Annotated in this window: 16 protein-coding genes; 10 read left to right on the top strand and 6 right to left on the bottom strand. The window is 66.9% G+C overall.

What is annotated here, in order from left to right:
* The first annotated feature begins 34 nt into the window (after positions 1-34).
* The 4 genes from JQK15_RS23410 to JQK15_RS23395 all read left to right on the top strand — a co-directional run bounded on the left by JQK15_RS23410 (position 35) and on the right by JQK15_RS23395 (position 7,626).
* Entirely contained in the window at positions 35-1,168 is a 1,134-nt protein-coding gene (locus JQK15_RS23410; protein ID WP_180275628.1) for an efflux RND transporter periplasmic adaptor subunit, read from the top strand.
* Between the two features lie 10 nt (positions 1,169-1,178).
* On the top strand, positions 1,179-4,340 hold the full coding sequence (locus JQK15_RS23405; protein ID WP_037508511.1) for an efflux RND transporter permease subunit: 3,162 nt from the start codon (positions 1,179-1,181) through the stop codon (positions 4,338-4,340).
* Entirely contained in the window at positions 4,337-5,707 is a 1,371-nt protein-coding gene (locus JQK15_RS23400) for an efflux transporter outer membrane subunit (protein WP_214868518.1), read from the top strand. The genes JQK15_RS23405 and JQK15_RS23400 overlap by 4 nt, the downstream gene beginning before the upstream one ends.
* Positions 5,708-6,009: 302 nt before the next feature.
* Positions 6,010-7,626, top strand: a complete 1,617-nt coding sequence (locus JQK15_RS23395) for an alpha-amylase family glycosyl hydrolase (protein ID WP_214868516.1) — start codon at positions 6,010-6,012, stop codon at positions 7,624-7,626.
* Between the two features lies 1 nt (position 7,627).
* Here JQK15_RS23395 and JQK15_RS23390 read toward each other — a convergent pair whose 3' ends face one another.
* Genes JQK15_RS23390 through JQK15_RS23365 form a run of 6 tightly spaced genes read right to left on the bottom strand, consistent with a single transcriptional unit; the run spans position 7,628 to position 13,689 of the window.
* Positions 7,628-8,626, bottom strand: a complete 999-nt coding sequence (locus tag JQK15_RS23390; protein ID WP_214868514.1) for an NAD(P)H-dependent flavin oxidoreductase — start codon at positions 8,624-8,626, stop codon at positions 7,628-7,630.
* Complete coding sequence (locus tag JQK15_RS23385) at positions 8,626-9,789, bottom strand: acetyl-CoA C-acetyltransferase (protein ID WP_214868512.1); 1,164 nt, start codon at positions 9,787-9,789, stop codon at positions 8,626-8,628. The genes JQK15_RS23390 and JQK15_RS23385 overlap by 1 nt, the downstream gene beginning before the upstream one ends.
* 3 nt (positions 9,790-9,792) lie before the next feature.
* Positions 9,793-10,584, bottom strand: a complete 792-nt coding sequence (locus JQK15_RS23380; protein ID WP_214868509.1) for an enoyl-CoA hydratase/isomerase family protein — start codon at positions 10,582-10,584, stop codon at positions 9,793-9,795.
* Positions 10,584-11,345, bottom strand: coding sequence for a 3-hydroxyacyl-CoA dehydrogenase (locus JQK15_RS23375; protein ID WP_214868502.1), 762 nt, complete (start codon positions 11,343-11,345; stop codon positions 10,584-10,586). The genes JQK15_RS23380 and JQK15_RS23375 overlap by 1 nt, the downstream gene beginning before the upstream one ends.
* Positions 11,346-11,367: 22 nt before the next feature.
* Entirely contained in the window at positions 11,368-12,552 is a 1,185-nt protein-coding gene (locus tag JQK15_RS23370) for an acetyl-CoA C-acyltransferase (RefSeq protein WP_010336219.1), read from the bottom strand.
* A 12-nt stretch (positions 12,553-12,564) separates the two neighbouring features.
* Positions 12,565-13,689, bottom strand: coding sequence for an acyl-CoA dehydrogenase family protein (locus JQK15_RS23365; protein WP_214868501.1), 1,125 nt, complete (start codon positions 13,687-13,689; stop codon positions 12,565-12,567).
* A gap of 83 nt (positions 13,690-13,772) precedes the next feature.
* Between JQK15_RS23365 and JQK15_RS23360 the strand changes: the two genes are divergently transcribed.
* From JQK15_RS23360 to JQK15_RS23335, 6 genes are all read left to right on the top strand, one after another.
* Complete coding sequence (locus JQK15_RS23360; RefSeq protein ID WP_214868493.1) at positions 13,773-14,408, top strand: TetR/AcrR family transcriptional regulator; 636 nt, start codon at positions 13,773-13,775, stop codon at positions 14,406-14,408.
* A 112-nt stretch (positions 14,409-14,520) separates the two neighbouring features.
* Positions 14,521-15,060, top strand: coding sequence for a nuclear transport factor 2 family protein (locus JQK15_RS23355; RefSeq protein WP_214868491.1), 540 nt, complete (start codon positions 14,521-14,523; stop codon positions 15,058-15,060).
* 11 nt (positions 15,061-15,071) lie between these two features.
* On the top strand, positions 15,072-15,950 hold the full coding sequence (locus tag JQK15_RS23350; RefSeq protein ID WP_214868489.1) for an SDR family NAD(P)-dependent oxidoreductase: 879 nt from the start codon (positions 15,072-15,074) through the stop codon (positions 15,948-15,950).
* A gap of 1 nt (position 15,951) precedes the next feature.
* Positions 15,952-16,500 carry a nuclear transport factor 2 family protein gene (locus JQK15_RS23345; protein ID WP_214868487.1) on the top strand — a complete coding sequence of 183 codons (549 nt, stop codon included), beginning with the start codon at positions 15,952-15,954 and terminating at the stop codon, positions 16,498-16,500.
* A gap of 163 nt (positions 16,501-16,663) precedes the next feature.
* Positions 16,664-18,112, top strand: a complete 1,449-nt coding sequence (locus JQK15_RS23340) for an NAD-dependent succinate-semialdehyde dehydrogenase (protein WP_251007999.1) — start codon at positions 16,664-16,666, stop codon at positions 18,110-18,112.
* Positions 18,113-18,131: 19 nt separating this feature from the next.
* Entirely contained in the window at positions 18,132-18,809 is a 678-nt protein-coding gene (locus JQK15_RS23335; RefSeq protein WP_214868485.1) for an SDR family NAD(P)-dependent oxidoreductase, read from the top strand.
* Positions 18,810-18,812: the final 3 nt, after the last annotated feature.

The following is an 18,812-nucleotide window of genomic DNA, read 5'->3' as shown; positions in this document are numbered from 1 at the left end:
CGGCGCTGCCTGCCGGCGGTAACGATGTGAAGCCATGCCCATTTTCGCAGAGCTCCGGAGCCTCCGGGTCGCACCGATCGCATTATGCATCCTGATCACCGCTTGCGGACAGGAAAAGGCGCCAAAGAAAGGGCCTGTGGAAGTGGGCGTGGTGACGCTGGCGGCACAGAATGTGACCGTCTCGTCCGAATTGCCGGCGCGCACCGTGTCGACCATGCAGTCGGAAGTCCGGCCGCAGATCACCGGCGTGATCCAGAAAAGGCTGTTCACCGAAGGATCGATGGTGACGGCCGGCCAGCCGCTCTACCAGATTGACGAACGGCTCTATCGCGCGTCGCGCGACGAGGCGCAGGCGGCGCTGGTGAGCGCGCAGGCGACGGCGGTAGCGGCACAGGCCAAGGCGCAGCGCTATCGCGGCCTTGGCGATACCGAGGCGGTGAGCGCGCAGGACCGCGACGATGTGATCGCGACGGCGCGCCAGGCAGCGGCCGCAGTGGGCCAAGCGCGCGCTTCGCTCGACACCGCGAATGTCAACCTGACCTTCACCCAGGTGCGTGCGCCGATCAGCGGCCGGATCGGCCGCACGCTCTTCACCCCCGGCGCGCTGGTAACCGCCAGCCAGACCGATCCGCTGACGACGATCCAGCAGCTTGACCCCATCTATGTCGATGTCACCCAGTCGAGCAGCCAGCTGCTGCAGCTGCGGCGATCGCTGGCGGCGGGCAAGACGCTGCCGGCCAGCGCGACGATCCGGCTGAAGCTGGACGACGGCACCGAATATCCGCTGGAAGGGCGGATCGAATTTGCCGAGCCGATCGTCGATGTCGACAGCGGCACGGTGACGCTGCGGGCGCGCTTCCCCAATCCCGACGGCATGCTGCTGCCCGGCATGTTCGTGCGCGTCGTCGCGCCGCAGTCGGTCGTGCCCGGCGCGATCCTGGCGCCGCAGCAGGGCATCGCCCGCGACGCCAAGGGCAATGCGACCGCGCTGGTCGTGACCAAGGACAACAAGGTCGAGCGCCGCACCGTCACCGCCGCGCAGGCGATCGGCGACAAATGGCTGATCACCGCAGGCCTGAAGGCCGGCGACCGGCTGATCGTCGAGGGCACCGACAAGGTCCAGCCCGACGACAAGGTAAAGCCCGTCGCCGTCGCGGCGAAGAAGTAGGAGAGGCCCGGTGCTGAGCCGCTTTTTCATCGACCGGCCGATCTTTGCCTGGGTCATCGCCATCGGCATCATGTTGGCGGGCCTGGGTGGCATGCTGTCGCTGCCAGTCGCCCAATATCCCGACATCGCGCCGCCGGGCGTCGGCATCAGCGCCACCTATCCGGGCGCATCGGCCGAAACGGTCGAGACCAGCGTCACCCAGGTCATCGAACAGCAGCTGACCGGCATCGACGGCCTCATGTATTTCTCCTCCTCGTCGACATCGACGGGGCAGTCGCGCATCACCGTCACCTTCCAAAAGGGCACCGATCCCGACACCGCGCAGGTGCAAGTGCAGAACCGGGTGCAGCAGGCGCTGAGCCGGCTGCCCAGCGCCGTGCAGCAGCAGGGCCTGTCGGTCACCAAGCAGCAGACCGACTTCCTGATGCTGGTGGGTCTCTATGACGAGACCGACAATGCCACCCAGGCGGACATTGCCGACTATCTGGTCAATAATTTCCAGGATTCGATCGCCCGCATCGACGGCATCGGCGCGACCCAGATCTTCGGGTCGCAATATGCGATGCGCATCTGGCTGGACCCCTATAAGCTGGCCGCGGTCAAGCTGATGCCGTCGGACGTCGAAACGGCGATCAAGGCGCAGAATATCGAAGTGTCGGCCGGCCAGATTGGTGCCGATCCGGCGCCGGCCAACCAGCAGATCAACGCGACCGTCACGGCGCGTGCGCGCCTGGAAACGCCGGACCAGTTCCGCAATATCGTGGTGAAGACGCAGAGCGACGGGTCGGTCGTCCACCTGTCCGACGTGGCCCGCGTCGAGCTGGGCAATGAAAGCTATACCACCAGCGCGCGCCTCAACGGCCATCCGGCATCGGGCATGGCGTTGCAGCTGGCGCCGGGCGCCGACGCGCTCAAGACCGCCGAGCTGGTGAAGGCGCGCGTCGCCGAACTGGGCGGCAACCTGCCGCACGGCTACAAGATCGTCTATCCGCGCGACACCACGCCCTTCATCAAGCTGTCGGTCGAGGAAGTCGTGCAGACGCTGATCGAGGCGGTCGTGCTGGTCGTCATCGTGATGTTCGTCTTCCTGCAGAGCTGGCGCGCGACGCTGGTGCCCGCGATCGCGGTGCCGGTCGTACTGCTCGGCACGTTCGGCATCCTTGCCCTGTTCGGCTATTCGATCAACACGCTGACCCTGTTCGGCATGGTGTTGTCGATCGGCCTGCTGGTCGACGACGCGATCGTCGTGGTGGAAAATGTCGAGCGCATCATGGAGGAAGAGGGGCTGTCGCCCCGCGACGCCACGATCAAGTCGATGATGGAGATTGGCAGTGCGCTGGTCGGCATCGCGCTGGTGCTGTCGGCGGTGCTGCTGCCCATGGCCTTCTTCGGCGGATCGACCGGCGTCATCTATCGCCAATTCTCGATCACGATCGTGTCGTCGATGCTGTTGTCGGTCGTGGTCGCATTGATCCTGTCGCCGGCCCTGTGCGCCACCATCCTGAAGCCGATCGACAAGGCGCATCGCGAGAAGGGCTGGTTCGGCAAGTTCAACCGCTGGTTCGAGCGGCTGACCAATGGCTATGTCCGCCGCACCCAGGGCGTGATCGGCAAGCGGGGCATCTTCTGGGGCCTCTATGTGGTGGTGCTGGGTATATTGGTCGTGCTGTTCATGCGCCTGCCGACCAGCTTCCTGCCGGTCGAGGATCAGGGCCAGGTGATGGTGCAGGTCACGCTGCCGTCCGGCGCCAAATCGAGCCGCACCAATGCGGCGATCGACCAGGTGCAGAGCTATTTCCTCAATGACGAGAAGGACAATGTCGCCTTCGCCTTCATCATGACCGGCTTCAGTTTCCAGGGGCAGGGCGAGAATGTCGGCCAGGGCTTCATCAACCTGGCGCCATGGGACGACCGCAAGGGCAAGACGAACGAGGCCGGCACGATCGCCAATCGGGCGACCAAGCAGCTGGGCGCGATCCGCGATGCCAAGGTGCTGGCGATGACCCCGCCGGCGATCCGCGGCCTGGGCCAGTCCAATGGCTTCACCTTCGAACTGCTGAACAGCGGCGGCCTCAGCCGCGAGCGCTTCCTGGAGCTGCGCAACCAGCTGATCGCGTCCGCGCAGCAGGATCCGGTGCTGGCCGGCGTGCGTGCAGCCTCGCTGGAGGACACGCCGCAGCTCAAGATCGACATCGATACCGAGAAGCTGACCGTGCTGGGCCTGACCCAAGCCAATGTCGACGATGTGCTCAGCTCCGCCTGGGGCAGCACCTATGTCAACGACTTCGTCGATCGCGGCCGGGTGAAGCGCGTCTATATGCAGGCCGACGCTCCCTATCGCGCCTTGCCGAGCGATCTCGACAACTGGATGGTGCGGTCGAGCACGACCGGCGAGATGGTGCCCTTCTCCGCCTTTGCCACCAGCCATTGGGTGATGGGGCCGAGCAGCGTGCAGCGCTTCAACGGCCTGTCCTCCTTCGAGATCCAGGGCCAGTCGGCGCCGGGCGCCAGCTCGGGCGATGCGATGGACCGGATGGTGGCGCTGCAGAAGCAGCTGCCGGCCGGCACCAGCTATGCCTGGAGCGGCCTCAGCTATCAGGAGCAATTGTCCGGCGGACAGGCACCCCTGCTCTATGGCCTGTCGGTGCTGGTCGTCTTCCTCTGCCTCGCGGCCCTTTATGAAAGCTGGTCGATCCCGCTGTCGGTGCTGCTGGTCATTCCGCTCGGCCTGATCGGCGCGGTGCTGGCGGTGACGCTGCGCGGGCTGGAGAATAATATCTTCTTCCAGGTCGGCCTGCTGACCACCATGGGTCTGGCGGCGAAGAATGCGATCCTGATCGTCGAGTTTGCCGAACTGGCGCATCGCAATGGCCGCAATGCGCTGGAAGCGGCGCTGGAGGCGGCGCGGCTGCGCTTCCGTCCGATCCTGATGACCAGCCTGGCCTTCATCGCGGGCGTCATTCCGCTCGCCATCGCCACTGGGGCTGGCGCGCAGAGCCGCGTCGCGATCGGCACGGCGGTGGTCGGCGGCATGGTGACGGCGACGGTGCTGGCGATCTTCTACGTGCCGCTCTTCTTCGTCTCGATCGCCCGCCTGTTCGGCATGGACAAGAAGAAGCCGGGTGGCGAGCCGCCGGCCCAGGAACCGCCCGTGGACGGAGTGCCCGCATGACCCGCGCTGCATGGATGATGATGCCGCTGTCGGCGCTGGTGCTGGCCGGGTGCGACATGGCGCCCAAATATGTCCGGCCGCAAACGCCGGTGGCGCCGGCCTTCCCCACGGGTGAGGCCTATGCCCCGGCCAGCGCCGAGCCTGCGGGCCTGCCCTGGACCGCGCTGATCGGCGACGCGCGGCTCAAGACCGTGATCGAGCGGGCGCTGGCCAATAATCGCGACCTGCGGGTGGCGCTGGCCAATGTCCAGTCGGCGCGGGCGCAGTACAAGGTCGAGCGGGCGGCGCAGTTGCCGACGATCACTGGCGACGCAGCGGCGAGCTTCAGTCGCCAGAATGACAATCGGCAGAACAGCTATAGCGCCGATGTCGGCTTCAGCGCTTTCGAGATCGACCTGTTCGGCCGGGTCAAGAATCTGACCCGATCGGCGCTGGAATCCTATCTGGCGACGCAGGAAGGGATGCGGTCGACCCGCATCACCCTGATCGCCGAGACGGCGAACGCCTATGCGACGATGGCAGCGGACCAGGAATTGCTGGCCCTGTCGCGCCAGACGCTGGCGAGCACCGAGCGCAGCCTGAAACTGACGCAGACGCTCAACACTTCAGGTCTGGCCGGCAAGCTGGACGTGCATCAGGCCGAAACCACGGTGGAGCAGGCGCGCTCCGACATCGAGGCGAATGTCACCCAGGTGGCGCAGGACCGCAACGCGCTGGAACTGCTGGTCGGCGCGCCGGTCGAGGATGCGTTGCTGCCGCAATCGCTCGACAGCCTGTTGCAATCGACCGCGAAGGTGCCAGCCGGCCTCTCCTCCGACGTGCTGTTGCAGCGACCCGATGTGCTGCAGGCGGAGCATCAGCTCAAGGCCGCCAATGCCGATATCGGCGCGGCGCGGGCGGCGATGTTCCCCAAGATCAGCCTGACCACGGCGATCGGTGTGGCCAGCTCGGCCCTGTCTTCGCTGTTCAGCGATGGCGGATTTGCCTGGTCGGCGGCACCATCGGCCAGCATGCCGATCTTTGGCGGGGCGGCGCGCGGCAATCTGGACTATAGCAAGGCGCAGCGCGACCTCTATGTCGCGCAATATGAGAAGGCGATCCAGACCGCCTTCCAGGAAGTGTCGGACGGGCTGGCGCGGGCCGGCACGATCGACCGGCAGCAGGCGGCACAGCAGGCGCTGGTGACGGCGAACCAGCGTTATTATGCGCTGGCGGACCAGCGCTATCGGGCGGGCATCGACACCTTCCTCAATTCGCTGACCAGCCAGCGGTCGCTCTACAGCGCGCAGCAGTCGGCGATCGCGACTGAGCTGGCGGCGGTGCAGAATCGCATCCTGCTCTACCGGGTGATCGGCGCCGACCAATAGGCGCCGATCCGCCCTCTTCTCCGGCTTTTCCATGCCCGCGAATCCTGTTATTCTGCGCGCATAAAGAAGAAGGAGAGGGCCATGGCATTTCTGGCTCGGTGTCTGGACTGGCTGTGCGGCATCTGTGCATCCGCCGCGCAGGATGAGTGCGTCATCAACCAGCTGATCTCCAGCGTGACGCGATCGCGACATACGCCCTGACCTCTTCGCAGCTGCAACATAGTTCTTCACCTGCGCGCGCCGCCGTGTAGACTGGCGCTGCGGCATGATGCGCCGCAGGCTTGGGACATGGGGTGGCGCAAATGGCTCCCGACAGTCGTGATGCAGGCGATCGGCCCTGGTGGAAGGGCGCGGTCCTCTATCAAATCTATCCCCGCAGCTTTCAGGATTCGAACGGTGACGGCATTGGCGACCTGCCGGGCATCACCGCGCGGCTGGAGCATGTCGCCCGGCTGGGCGTGGACGCGATCTGGATTTCGCCCTTCTTCCCCTCGCCGATGCGCGATTTCGGCTATGACATCGCCGATTATTGCGGGGTGGACCCGATCTTCGGCACGCTCGCCGATTTCGACGCGCTGGTGGCGCGCGCGCATGAACTGGGGATCAAGGTCACGATCGACCAGGTCTATGCCCATAGTTCCGACCTGCACCCCTGGTTCGCGCAGAGCCGGCAGGACCGGGACAATGACAAGGCAGACTGGTTCGTCTGGGCCGACCCCCGGGCGGACGGCACCCCACCCAACAACTGGCAGTCGGTGTTCGGCGGCCCGGCCTGGACCTGGGACGCGCGGCGGCGCCAATATTATATGCACCAGTTCCTGACCAGCCAGCCGCAGCTCAACGTCCATAATGTTGCAGTGCAGGATGCGCTGCTGGGCGCGATGCAATTCTGGCTGGATCGGGGCGTCGACGGCTTTCGCCTCGATGCGCTCAACCATGCGATGCATGACCCGGAATTGCGCGACAATCCACCCGCCCCCGAGGGGGAAGGGCCGCGCACCCGGCCGTTCGACTATCAGATTCGCCGCTACAGCCAGTCGCATCCCGGCGTGGTCGATTTCGTCGCGCGCATCCGCGACCTCACCGATCGCTATGGCGCGATCTTCACCGTGGCGGAGGTGGGCGGCGACCTCGCCGAGCAGGAGATGAAGGCCTATACGGCGGGCGAAGGCCATCTCAACAGCGCCTATGGCTTCAACTTCCTCTATGCCCCGGCGCTGACCCCTGGCCTGATCGCCGATACGCTGGCGCGCTGGCCGGATGAACCGGGCATGGGCTGGCCGAGCTGGGCGTTCGAGAATCATGATGCGCCGCGCGCCTTGTCGCGCTGGTGTACGCCGGAGGATCAGCCCGCCTTCGCCCGGCTCAAGATGCTGCTGCTGATGGCGCTGCGCGGCAATGTCATCCTCTATCAGGGCGAGGAGCTGGGCATCACCCAGGTCGATATCCCGTTCGAGAAATTGCAGGATCCCGAGGCGATCGCCAACTGGCCGCTGACCCTATCGCGCGACGGCGCGCGCACGCCGCTGCCCTGGTCGGTCGATGCGGCGGAGGCGGGCTTTACCGATGGCGAGCCCTGGTTGCCGCTGGGCGATGACAATGTCGCGCGGGCGGTGGCGGCGCAGGAGGGCGACCCCGCGTCGCTGCTGCACTTCACCCGCGCGATGATCGCGCTGCGCAAGGCGAATCCGGCGTTGCGCCATGGGCGCCTGGATATCATGCGTGCCGACGACCAGTGCCTGGCCTTCCGTCGTGTGACAGGGGATCAGGCCCTGACCTGCATCTTCAACCTGTCGCCGACGCCCGCGCCCTGGCCGGAGGAAGTGGAAGGGCGCGGCGCGATCATCGCGGCGATTGGCGATGCCGCGCCGGGGATGGCATTGCCGCCTTATGCGGCGCTGCTGCTGGCGCAGGATTAGGTCAGCCTACTGCCGCCAGTTCCGGTGTGACGAAGCCGGCGAGGCGGTTCTGAATAATCGCGGTGGCGTCGTCGACGATGCGGGTGATGAGGTCCTGACAGGTCGGGATGTCGTGGATCAGGCCCTGAATCTGGCCGGCCCAGATCAGCCCCGCGTCGAGATCGCCGGTTTCGAGTGCGACCCGGCCCCTGGCGCCGGATACCAGCGGCTGGATGTCGGGGAAGACCGATCCTTCGCGCAGCGAGATTTCGACCACCTCGTCCGACACGCTGTTCTTGGCGACGCGGCCGGTATTCTTGAACTTGCGGAAGATGAGGTTGGTGCCGCGTTCGTCATTGTCGACCAGGAACTGCTTCACATTCTGGTGGATCGGCGCCTCGACCGTGGCGCAGAAGCGGGTGCCCATGTTGATGCCCTCGGCGCCCAGCGCCAGCGCGGCGGCGAGGCCGCGGCCGTCGCCGAAGCCGCCGCTGGCGATCATCGGGATGCTGAGCTTGTCGGCCGCCGCCGGGATCAGGATGAGGCCGGGAATATCGTCCTCGCCCGGATGGCCGGCGCATTCGAAGCCGTCGATCGAAATGGCGTCGACGCCCATCCGCTCGGCCGAGAGGGCGTGGCGGACGGCAGTGCATTTATGGACGACGATGATGCCATGCGCCTTGAAATCATCGACATGTTCCTGCGGCTTGTGGCCGGCGGTCTCGACGATCGTCACGCCGCTGTCGATGATCGCCTGGCGATACTCCGCATAGGGCGGCGGATTGACCGAGGGCAGGATGGTGAGGTTCACGCCGAAGGGCTTGTCCGTCATCGTCCGGCAGCGGTCGATCTCGCGGCGCAGATCGTCCGGCGTCGGCTGGGTCAGGGCGGTAAGGATGCCCAGGCCCCCGGCATTGGAGACGGCGGCGGCCAGTTCGGCGCGGCCGACCCACATCATGCCGCCCTGCACGATCGGATGTTCGATGCCGCACAATTCGGTGAAACGCGTCTTCAAAGCCATCACAGTGCCTCCACGATCGTCACATTGGCGATGCCGCCGCCTTCGCACATGGTCTGCAGGCCATAGCGCTTGCCCCGTGCCTTGAGCGCATGGACGAGCGTGCTCATCAGCTTGGTGCCCGACGCGCCGAGCGGATGGCCGAGCGCGATCGCGCCGCCATGAACGTTGAGCTTGTCGGGATCGGCACCGATCGCCTTGAGCCAGGCCATGGGGATGGAGGCGAAAGCCTCGTTCACCTCGAACAGGTCGATATCGTCGAGCTTCAGGCCCGAGCGTTCGAATGCCTTGCGGGTCGCGGGGATCGGCTCCTCCAGCATGATGACCGGATCGCCGGCGGTGACGGTCAGGTTGACGATGCGGGCGAGGGGCGTGAGATTGAAGCGCTTGATCGCGGCTTCGCTCGCCACCAGCACGCCCGACGCGCCATCGGTCATCTGGCTGGCATTGGCGGCGGTGATGGTGCCGCCTTCCTCCAGCGTCTTGACGCTGGCCATCGCCTCCATCGTGCCGCCACGGCGCACGCCGTCGTCGGTGTCGAAAATGCCTTCGGGCGTCAGCACCGGCACGATCTCCGCCTTGAAGGCGCCGCTGTCGATCGCGGCCGCCGCCTTGGCGTGGCTGGCGAGCGCATAGGCGTCCATATCCTCGCGGCTGAAGCCATATTTGTTGGCGATCGCCTGCGCGCCATGGAACTGGCTGAATTCGGCGACGCCATAGCGTTTCTGGATGCTTTTGGGCCAGGGGCCGTCGCCCAGCCCGGCGGCAGCGTGGAGCTGGAAATTGGAACCCATCGGCACGCGGGTCATGCTTTCGGCGCCGGCGGCGATCACCAGATCCTGGGTGCCGGACATGATCGCCTGCGCCGCGAAATGCAGCGCCTGCTGCGAGGAGCCGCATTGCCGGTCGATCGTCACGGCCGGCACGCTGTCGGGCAGTTTCGAGGCGAGGACGAGGTTACGGCCAAAGGCGAAGCTCTGTTCGCCCGCCTGGCTGACGCAGCCGACGATCACATCCTCGATGGCGGCGGGATCGATGCCGGTGCGATCGACCAGCGCGTTGAGAATGGTGGCGCCCAGATCGGCGGGATGGACGTCGATCAGCCCGCCCTTGCGGGCACGGCCACCGGCGGTGCGGACGGCATCGACAATATAGGCCTCGGCCATGGGTCAGGCTCCTCTGAAATTGGGGGGACGCTTGGCGAGCAGGGCGGCAAGCCCTTCCTGCGCCTCACCGGCGCCGGCTATCGCCATCGAACGCAATTCACGGTCGAGCTGGGTCTCGAAACCGGTGTCGAAACTGTCGTGCAGCAGGGTGCGGGCGGCACCGTATGCTGCGGTCGGCGCATCGGCGAGGCGGGCGGCGAGCGCCAGCCCCTCGGCCTCCAGCACCTCGTCATCGACCAGCCGGGTGACGAGGCCGATCGCTTCGGCCTCCTCGCTTTTGATGCGACGGTTGGTGAGGATGATCTCCTGTGCGCGGCGCAGACCGACCAGGCGCGGCAGCAGCCAACTGAGCCCGCCATCGGCGGTCAGGCCGATCGCGCCATAGGCGGCGGTATAATGGGCCGAGCGGGCGGCCAGCACGACATCGCCCAATATGGCGAGGCTAAAGCCCGCGCCCGCCGCCGGGCCGTTGACCAAAGTCACCAGCGGCTTGGCCATGCGGGTGAGGCGGGTGACGGCGGCGTGGAAGGTGGCGATGAGTTCGGTGAGGACGGTGGGCAGTTGCGCGCCCGCGCCGCCCATCAACGCGACATCGCCGCCGGCGCAGAACAGCTTGCCATTGCCGGTGAGGACGACGCAGCGGACCGCCGCATCGCCCTCGCAGCGGATTGCGGCGTCGAGCAGCGCGCGGGCGAGCGGCAGGTCGATCGCATTGCCGACCGCCGGCCGGTCGAGCGTGATCCGGGCGATGCCGTCGGCGATCGCCAGCGTCACGCCGCTGCCCGACCCGCTCATCAGCGCGGCGCCATGCGGATGGCGCCGTCGAGGCGGATCACCTCGCCATTCAGCATCGGGTTGCGGACGATGGATTCGACCAGCTGGGCATATTCGGCCGGCTTGCCGAGGCGGCTGGGGTGGGGCACCTGCGCGCCCAACGCATCCTGCACATGCTGGGGGAAGGCCTCCAGCATCGGGGTCAGGAAGATGCCCGGTGCGATCGTCATGACGCGGATCTTGTGCTGGGCGAGATCACGGGCGATCGGCAGGGTCATGCCGACCACGCCGCCCTTCGACGCGGAATAGGCCGCCTGGCCGATCTGGCCGTCATAGGCCGCGACCGAGGCGGTGTTGACGATGACGCCACGCTCGCCGTCCATCTCCTCGGCCGCCGCCGCGCGGGCGGCGAATTTGGAGATCATGTTGAAGGTGCCGATCAGGTTGACGGTGATCGTCTTGCTGAACGTGTCGAGCGGATGAGGCACATTTTCCTTGCCCACCGTCTTCACGGCCGGGGCGATACCGGCGCAATTGACCAGGATGCGGGCGGTGCCATGGGCGGCTTCCGCCGTGTCGAGCCCGGCGGTGACGCTGGCATCGTCGGCAACATTGACGCCAACATAAAGCCCGCCAATTTCGGCGGCGACCGCCTTGCCGGCATCCTCATTGAGGTCGAAGATCGCGACCTTGGCGCTCTGCGCCGCGAGCATCGTCGCGGTGGCACGGCCGAGGCCGGAGGCGCCACCGGTGACGATGGCGGCCCGTCCCTTGATATCCATTATCTGTCCTCTCCCGGCAGAATTATACGAGTTCGACGGCCATGGCAGTGGCTTCGCCGCCGCCGATGCAGAGGCTGGCGACGCCGCGCTTGAGGCCGCGCGTTTCCAGCGCGCCCAAAAGGGTGGCGACGATGCGCGCACCCGATGCGCCGATCGGATGGCCAAGCGCAGTGGCGCCGCCATTGACGTTGAGCTTGTCGGCCGGGATGCCCAGTTCCTTGGCGGCGATCATCGCGACCACGGCAAAGGCTTCGTTGACCTCGAACAGGTCGACATCCTCGACCGACCAGCCGGCCTTGGCCAGCAGCTTGCGCATCGCGGGCACCGGCGCGGTGGTGAACTTGGCGGGCTCATGGGCATGGGCGGCGGTGGCGACGACCTTCGCCACCACTTTAAGGCCCTGCTTTTCCGCAACGCTCTGGCGGGTCATCACCAGCGCGGCGGCGCCATCCGAAATGGACGAGGCATTGGCGGCGGTGATGGTGCCATCCTTGACGAAGGCGGGCTTGAGGCCGGGGATCTTTTCCGGCCGGGCCTTGCCGGGCTGTTCGTCGGTGTCGATGACGGTGTCGCCGCCCCGGCCCGATACGGTGACCGGCGTGATCTCGCGGACGAAGGCGCCGCTGCCGATCGCCGCATTGGCGCGGTCGAGCGAGCGGATGGCATAATCATCCTGGTCGGTGCGGGTGAACTGATAGTCGCGCACGGCCTCTTCGGCGAAGACGCCCATCGCCTTGCCGGGTTCATAGGCATCCTCCAGCCCGTCCATCATCATCGTGTCGATGATGCGGTCATGGCCGATGCGGGCGCCGCTGCGATGCTTGGGCAGGGCATAGGGGGCGTTGGTCATGCTCTCCATGCCGCCGGCGATGACGATGTCGGCTGCGCCCGATGCCAGCGCCTCATGCGCCATGATCGCCGCCTGCATGCCCGATCCGCACATCTTGTTGACGGTCGTCGCCTCGGTATTGAGGCCAAGGCCCGCGCCGAGTGCCGCCTGACGCGCGGGCGCCTGCCCAAGGCCGGCGGGCAGCACGCAGCCCATATAGATGCGATCGATGGCGTCAGTGGCGACGCCGGCGCGCTCAACCGCGGCCTTGACCGCCGTCGCGCCAAGATCGGTCGCCTTGACCGCCGAGAGCGCGCCCTGGAACCCGCCCATGGGGGTGCGGGCATAGCTCGCAATGACTACCGGATCGTCCTGCATCGAAATACTCCTTCAAAGGCTGCGCGCAATGACCATGCGCTGGATGTCCGACGTGCCTTCGTAAATCTGGCACACGCGGACATCGCGGTAGATTTTCGCGATTCCGAATTCTTCAAGATAGCCATAGCCACCCAGTGTCTGCATCGCGCCGGATACCACCGCCTCGGCGGCTTCCGACGCGAACAGCTTGGCCATCGACGCCTGGGTCAGGGCCGGCTGGCCACTGTCCTTCATCGCGGCAGCGGACAGAGCGAGCTGGCGCGCGGCCTCCAGTCGGGTGGCGAGGTCGGCAAGGCGGAAGCCGACCGCCTGATGCTCGATGATCGCCTTGCCGAAGCTCTTGCGGTCCCTGGCATAGGCGACCGCAATCTCCAGTGCCGCCTGGGCCATGCCGACGCACTGGGCGGCAATGCCGATGCGGCCGGTCTCCAGATTGGCGAGCGCTTGTGCGTAGCCCTGGCCCGGCTGGCCGATCAGCAGATCATCCTCGACGAACATGTCGTCGAAGCGCAGCGCGCAGGTGTCGGACGCGCCCTGGCCCATCTTGTGCTCGACCTTGTCGACCGCATAGCCGGGCCGGTCGGTCGGCACGATGAAGGCAGACAGGCCCTTCTTGCCGGCATCGGGATCTGTGACGGCGATGATCATCACCAGCCCGCCAATCTTGCCGGAGGTGATGAACTGCTTGGCACCGGTGATGCGCCAGCCGCCATCGACCTTGACCGCGCGGGTGCGCACGGCCGACGCGTCGGAGCCGGCGTCGCTTTCGGTGAGGGCAAAGGCGCCGATGGTGCGGCCGCCGATCAGGTCGGGCAGGAAGCGGGCCTTCTGCGCCTCGCTGCCATCCTTGAGCAGGCCGGAGACGAGGATCGAATTCTGGATCGAGACGATGGTGGACAGCGCGCCGTCGGCAGCGGCCAGTTCCATCAGGGCGAGGGCATAGGAAACGGAGTCAGCCTCCGCGCCGCCATAGGCTTCGGGCGCGGTCATGCCCCAGAGGCCAAGGCCGGCCATCTCTTCGAACAGCGCGCGGGGATAGCCGCCCTCCGCCTCGAACCGGGCCGAATGCGGGCGGATCGTCGCCTGGGCGAAATCCCGGACGGTGTCGCGAATCGCGCTCTGGATTTCGGTCAGCATAAACCCTTGCGTCTCTCCTATACTCATGAGTAGGTTGCGCCTGTTGCGATTTCTTGTCAACAGGCGGCATGGAGGAACAGCGAGTGTCGGCGAAAAGCGCAGTGGCGATCCCGTCTCCCTTCCGCACGCGGGAGGAGAAGGCGCGCGAGCGGGAGGAAAAGCGCGAGGCGGTGCTGCGCGCGGCGGTGCGGATGTTCAATGCGCGCGGCTTCCATGCGACCTCGCTGGACGATGTCGCCGCCAGCCTGGGGATCAGCAAGCCGACCATCTATCATTATCTGGGCAACAAGGAGCAGGTGCTGATCGAATGCGTCACCCGCGGCCTGGAGATGCTGCGCGCGGCGGCCGATGAGGCCCGCGCGGGGGAAGGCAATGGCCTGGCCCGGCTTGCCTATTTCCTGCGCCGCTATGGCGCGGTGATCATGGATGATTTCGGCGCCTGCGTGGTGCGGACGGGTGACGAATGCCTGTCGGCCGAAGGCGCGATCCTGTTCCGATCGCGCAAGCGCGACATCGACCTCGCCATGCGCGGGCTGATCGCCGACGCGGTGGCGGACGGGTCGATCGCCCCGGTCGACGTGAAGCTGGCCGCCTTCACCCTGGCCGGCGCGCTCAACTGGGCGGCACGCTGGCGCGATCCGGCAGGCGCGATGAGCGCCGAGGCAATCGCGGCGGCGCAGGTCGACCTGCTGATTGCGGGCCTCGCCCCGCGCGGCTGAGGCCGCCCGCTTCCTTCCTGTCCGAATTGGTCAAGCGACGCGTCATGGCGCGCGCCTATGACCGGCCCATGGACAGACAGCCCGCCGCGACGGGCGGGAAGGAGAGGGCCCGATGGACATTGCCGTCACGCATTTGCAGGCGATGCTGGACCGGGAGGCGATCCGCGATTGCCTCGCCCGGCTGGCGCGGGGTGAGGACCGGCGCGACGCTGACTTGATCCGGGCCTGCTGCTGGCCCGATGGCAGCACCGATTATGGCGTGTTCGCCGGCGATTTCGACGCTTATCTCGCCTGGGTGGTGCCCGGCGCCGACGCGATCCTCTGCACCCAGCATCTGCTGGGGCAGAGCGTCGTCGACCTGGAGGGCGACGCTGCGCGGGTCGAAACGCAGGTCCAATCCTATCATCGCATCGACATGGGCGATGCGCAGCGCGACGTCATGATCGGCGGCCGTTACCTCGATATTTTCGAACGGCGCGAGGGCCAGTGGCGGATCGCGCGGCGGACCATGCTCTATGACTGGGTGCAGGATATCGGCGCATCGGCCGACTGGAGCCAGGGCGTGATGGGCATGGCGTTCAGCGCGCCGCATTTCACCGGCCGCGCGAACGGCGATCACAGCATGCGCTTCTTCGCGCGCGAGACGGACTGAGGGAGAGGATCATGAAACCGCTGGACGGCAAGGTCGCGATCGTCACCGGCGCAAGCCGGGGCATCGGCAAGGGGATGGCGCTGGCGCTCGCCGAGCAGGGCGCGACCGTCTATGTCACCGGGCGCACGGTCAAGGCGGGCGACCATGAACTGCCAGGCACGGTCGGCGAGACGGCGGCACAATGCGATGCGCGCGGCGGCCGGGGCATCGCGGTGCAGGTCGACCATGGCGATGATGCGCAGGTGGCGGCCCTGTTCGACCAGGTGCGGCGCGAACAGGGGCGGCTCGACCTGCTGGTCAACAATGCCTTTGCGATCCCCGAGGATCTGACCGTGCCGGGCAGCTTCTGGGAAAAGCCCTTGTCCAACTGGGACATGGTCGATGTCGGCGTGCGCTCCAATTTCGTCGCGGCGCGCCATGCCGCGCAGATGATGGTGCCGCAGGGTTCGGGGCTGATCGTCGCGATATCGGGCTATGTCGGCGTGACCTATACCTATGGCGTCGTGTTCGGCACTGCCAAGTCGGCGGTCGACCGCATGGCGCGCGACATGGCGATCGAATTGCAACCCCATGGCGTCGCTTCGCTCTCGCTATGGCAGGGGCTTACCATGACCGAGCGGGCGCAGCGCAACATCGCCGCCAATCCGGCGATGAAGGCGCTGACCGTCACCAATCCGCTGGTCGGCTGCTCGCCCGAATTTCCCGGCCGGGTGATCGCCGCGCTGCTGGCCGATCCGGCGATCATGGCGCGATCGGGCGGCACCTTCATCACTGCGGAGCTGGCGCAGGATTATGGCATCACCGATGTCGACGGAAAGACCATCCCGTCGCTGCGGGCCGAGCGCGGCGCGCCGATCTGGCAGCCGATCGCCCCACGGACGGAGGCATAGGATGGACGCGGATCGCCAGGCGCGGATCGACGCGCTGCTCGACCGGCAGGATATTGTCGACTGCCTGACCCGGTTCAGCCGGGGCATGGACCGGTTCGACCGGGCGTTGTTCCTGTCGGCCTTTCATGACGATGCCACCGTCGCGGCGGGCAGCTTCGTCGGCGCGCCCGATGCGCTCTATGCCTGGGCCAGCGCCCTGCACGAGGGCGGGCAGGTGGCGACCCATCATAATCTGCTCAACATGACGATCGATATCGACGGCGACAGCGCCCATGCCGAAACCTATTATCTGTTCGTCGGCCGCAACCGGGACGAGAGCAACTGGATCGCCGGGGGCCGCTATCTCGACCGGCTGGAACGGCGCGATGGCCAGTGGAAGATTGTGCTGCGCACCAACATGATCGAATGGTCCGGGCTGGTGCCGACGCTGCCGCTCCCCTTTGGCGACATACCGGACCTGCATGCCAATGGCGCGCCGGCACGGGACAAGAGCGATCCCTCCTATCAGCGGCCGCTGGCCAACCGGCGGGCGCCGCATATTCCCCAATAGCGCGCATCGCGGGGTCGATCCTTGGGCGGGGACATTCTGTCCACGTTGACGCCGCCTGCCGCGCATCCCACCTTCGCATCGAAATGGGGCCATGCTGCGTTGGACGCAGCGACGGGCGCGCCCTGCGCCCCTTGCCCCGCATCCTGCCGAAGAAGGTGATCCGATGACCATAGCCCTTGCCGACCCCAGCCTGCTGCGCGAACAATGCTATGTCGACGGCCAGTGGATCGGCGCCGCCAGCATCGACGTGACCGATCCTGCGACGGACGAGCGGCTGGCCGGCATTCCCGCGATCGACGAGGCGGGGACGCGCGCGGCGATCGAGGCGGCCGAGGCGGCACTGCCAGAGTGGAAGGCGAAGACGGCGGGCGAGCGGTCGCGCATATTGCGCCGCTGGTTCGAACTGCTGATCGCGCATCAGGATGACCTGGCGATGATCCTGACCCGCGAGCAGGGCAAGGCGCTGACCGAGGCCAAGGGCGAGATCGCCTATGCCGCCAGCTTCATCGAATGGTTCGGGGAAGAGGCCAAGCGCATCTATGGCGAGATCATCCCCAGCCATCGCGCCGACAGCCGCATCGTCGTCATCAAGCAGCCGGTCGGCGTGGTCGCCGCGATCACGCCGTGGAATTTCCCCGCCGCGATGATCACGCGCAAGGCGGCACCGGCGTTGGCGGCAGGCTGCACCATGGTCTTGAAGCCCGCCACCCAGACGCCGCTGACCGCGCTGGCGCTGGCCGTGCTCGCCGAACGGGCGGGCGTGCCCAAGGGGGTGTTCAACGTCGTCACCGGATCGTCGCGGGTGATCGGCGCGGAACTGACCGGCAACCCGCTGGTGCGCAAGCTGAGCTTCACCGGATCGACCGAGGTCGGCAAGACGCTGATGGCGCAATGCGCGCCGACGATGAAGAAGCTGTCGATGGAGCTGGGCGGCAATGCGCCCTTCATCGTCTTTGCCGATGCCGATCTGGATGCCGCCGTCGAAGGCGCGATCGCGTCCAAATATCGCAACAGCGGCCAGACCTGCGTCTGCGTCAACCGCATCCTGGTGCAGCGCGACGTCGCGCCGGCCTTTGCCGAGAAGCTGAAGGCCGCCGTCGCGAAGCTGAAGGTCGGGCCGGGCACGGAAGCGGGCGTGACCCAGGGGCCGCTGATCGACGAGAAGGCGGTGGAGAAGGTCGAGGAACATGTCGCCGACGCGCTGGCCAAGGGCGGCACGCTGGTGAGTGGCGGGCATCGCCATGCACTGGGCCACAGTTTCTTTGAGCCGACCATCATCAGCGGCTGCACGCCGGAGATGAAGCTGGCCGACGAGGAGACGTTCGGGCCGCTTGCCGCGCTCTTCCTGTTCGACACGGAAGAGGAAGCGGTCGCGCTGGCCAACGCCACCGAAGTCGGCCTGTCGGGCTATTTCTACACCCGCGACCTGTCGCGCGCCTGGCGCGTGGGCGAGGCGCTGGAGGTCGGCATGGTCGGCATCAATACCGGCCTCATCTCGACCGAGGTCGCGCCGTTCGGCGGCATCAAGGAATCGGGCATGGGCCGTGAGGGATCGCGCCATGGCATCGAGGACTATGTCGAGATCAAATATCTGTGCATGTCCGGGATCTGACGCAGACTATCGAAAGGGGATGATGATGGCGGGAGTGGTGGCGGTAACCGGTGCGGCCGGTGCGCTGGGCCGGGCGGCGGTGCAGGTGCTGCGCGCGGCCGGCTGGACGGTGGCGGGTATCGACCTGGGCGATGTGCCGGCCGATGGCGTCGACCTGGCGCTGGGCGGCATCGACCTGTCCGACGAGCAGGCGGTGGCCGGCGCGGCGGCGAAGATCGGCGAAGCGCTGGGCGGGCTCGACGCGCTGGTTAATATCGCCGGTGGCTTCAGCTGGGAGACGGTGGAGGATGGCTCGGTCGCCACCTGGGATCGGCTCTATGGCATGAATGTCCGCACCGCGCTGATCGCGACTCGCGCCTTGCTGCCGCTGTTGCGCGATGGCGGCGGGGCGATCGTCAATATCGGCGCTGCGGCGTCGGTAAAGGCGGCCGCCGGCATGGGCGCCTATGCCGCGTCCAAGGCGGGCGTCGCGCGCCTGACCGAGGCGCTGGCCGAAGAACTGAAGGATGCGGGCGTGCGCGTGAATGCGGTGCTGCCCAGCATCATCGACACGCCGGCCAACCGCGCCGACATGCCCGACGCGGATGTCAGCCGCTGGGTCTCGCCCGAGGCGCTGGGCGGGGTGATCGCCTTCCTGCTGTCGCCTGCCGCCGCACCGATCACCGGCGCGCTGATCCCGGTCACCGGCCGGGTCTGATCG

The organism is Sphingobium sp. BHU LFT2 (assembly GCF_018604485.1).
In the GTDB taxonomy this organism is placed as follows: Bacteria; Pseudomonadota; Alphaproteobacteria; order Sphingomonadales; family Sphingomonadaceae; genus Sphingobium; species Sphingobium yanoikuyae_A.
The sequence above is the reverse complement of the archived record's forward strand: the minus strand, read 5'-3'. Positions and strand labels throughout refer to the sequence as shown.

Coding starts and splice junctions, on each gene's coding strand:
- JQK15_RS23390 (WP_214868514.1), bottom strand. CDS start 8,626: ATGGCTTTGAAGACGCGTTTCACCGAATTGTGCGGCATCGAACATCCG.
- JQK15_RS23365 (WP_214868501.1), bottom strand. CDS start 13,689: ATGCTGACCGAAATCCAGAGCGCGATTCGCGACACCGTCCGGGATTTC.
- JQK15_RS23355 (WP_214868491.1), top strand. CDS start 14,521: ATGGACATTGCCGTCACGCATTTGCAGGCGATGCTGGACCGGGAGGCG.
- JQK15_RS23345 (WP_214868487.1), top strand. CDS start 15,952: ATGGACGCGGATCGCCAGGCGCGGATCGACGCGCTGCTCGACCGGCAG.
- JQK15_RS23340 (WP_251007999.1), top strand. CDS start 16,664: ATGACCATAGCCCTTGCCGACCCCAGCCTGCTGCGCGAACAATGCTAT.
- JQK15_RS23370 (WP_010336219.1), bottom strand. CDS start 12,552: ATGCAGGACGATCCGGTAGTCATTGCGAGCTATGCCCGCACCCCCATG.
- JQK15_RS23335 (WP_214868485.1), top strand. CDS start 18,132: ATGATGATGGCGGGAGTGGTGGCGGTAACCGGTGCGGCCGGTGCGCTG.
- JQK15_RS23380 (WP_214868509.1), bottom strand. CDS start 10,584: ATGAGCGGGTCGGGCAGCGGCGTGACGCTGGCGATCGCCGACGGCATC.
- JQK15_RS23410 (WP_180275628.1), top strand. CDS start 35: ATGCCCATTTTCGCAGAGCTCCGGAGCCTCCGGGTCGCACCGATCGCA.
- JQK15_RS23400 (WP_214868518.1), top strand. CDS start 4,337: ATGACCCGCGCTGCATGGATGATGATGCCGCTGTCGGCGCTGGTGCTG.
- JQK15_RS23375 (WP_214868502.1), bottom strand. CDS start 11,345: ATGGATATCAAGGGACGGGCCGCCATCGTCACCGGTGGCGCCTCCGGC.
- JQK15_RS23385 (WP_214868512.1), bottom strand. CDS start 9,789: ATGGCCGAGGCCTATATTGTCGATGCCGTCCGCACCGCCGGTGGCCGT.
- JQK15_RS23350 (WP_214868489.1), top strand. CDS start 15,072: ATGAAACCGCTGGACGGCAAGGTCGCGATCGTCACCGGCGCAAGCCGG.
- JQK15_RS23395 (WP_214868516.1), top strand. CDS start 6,010: ATGGCTCCCGACAGTCGTGATGCAGGCGATCGGCCCTGGTGGAAGGGC.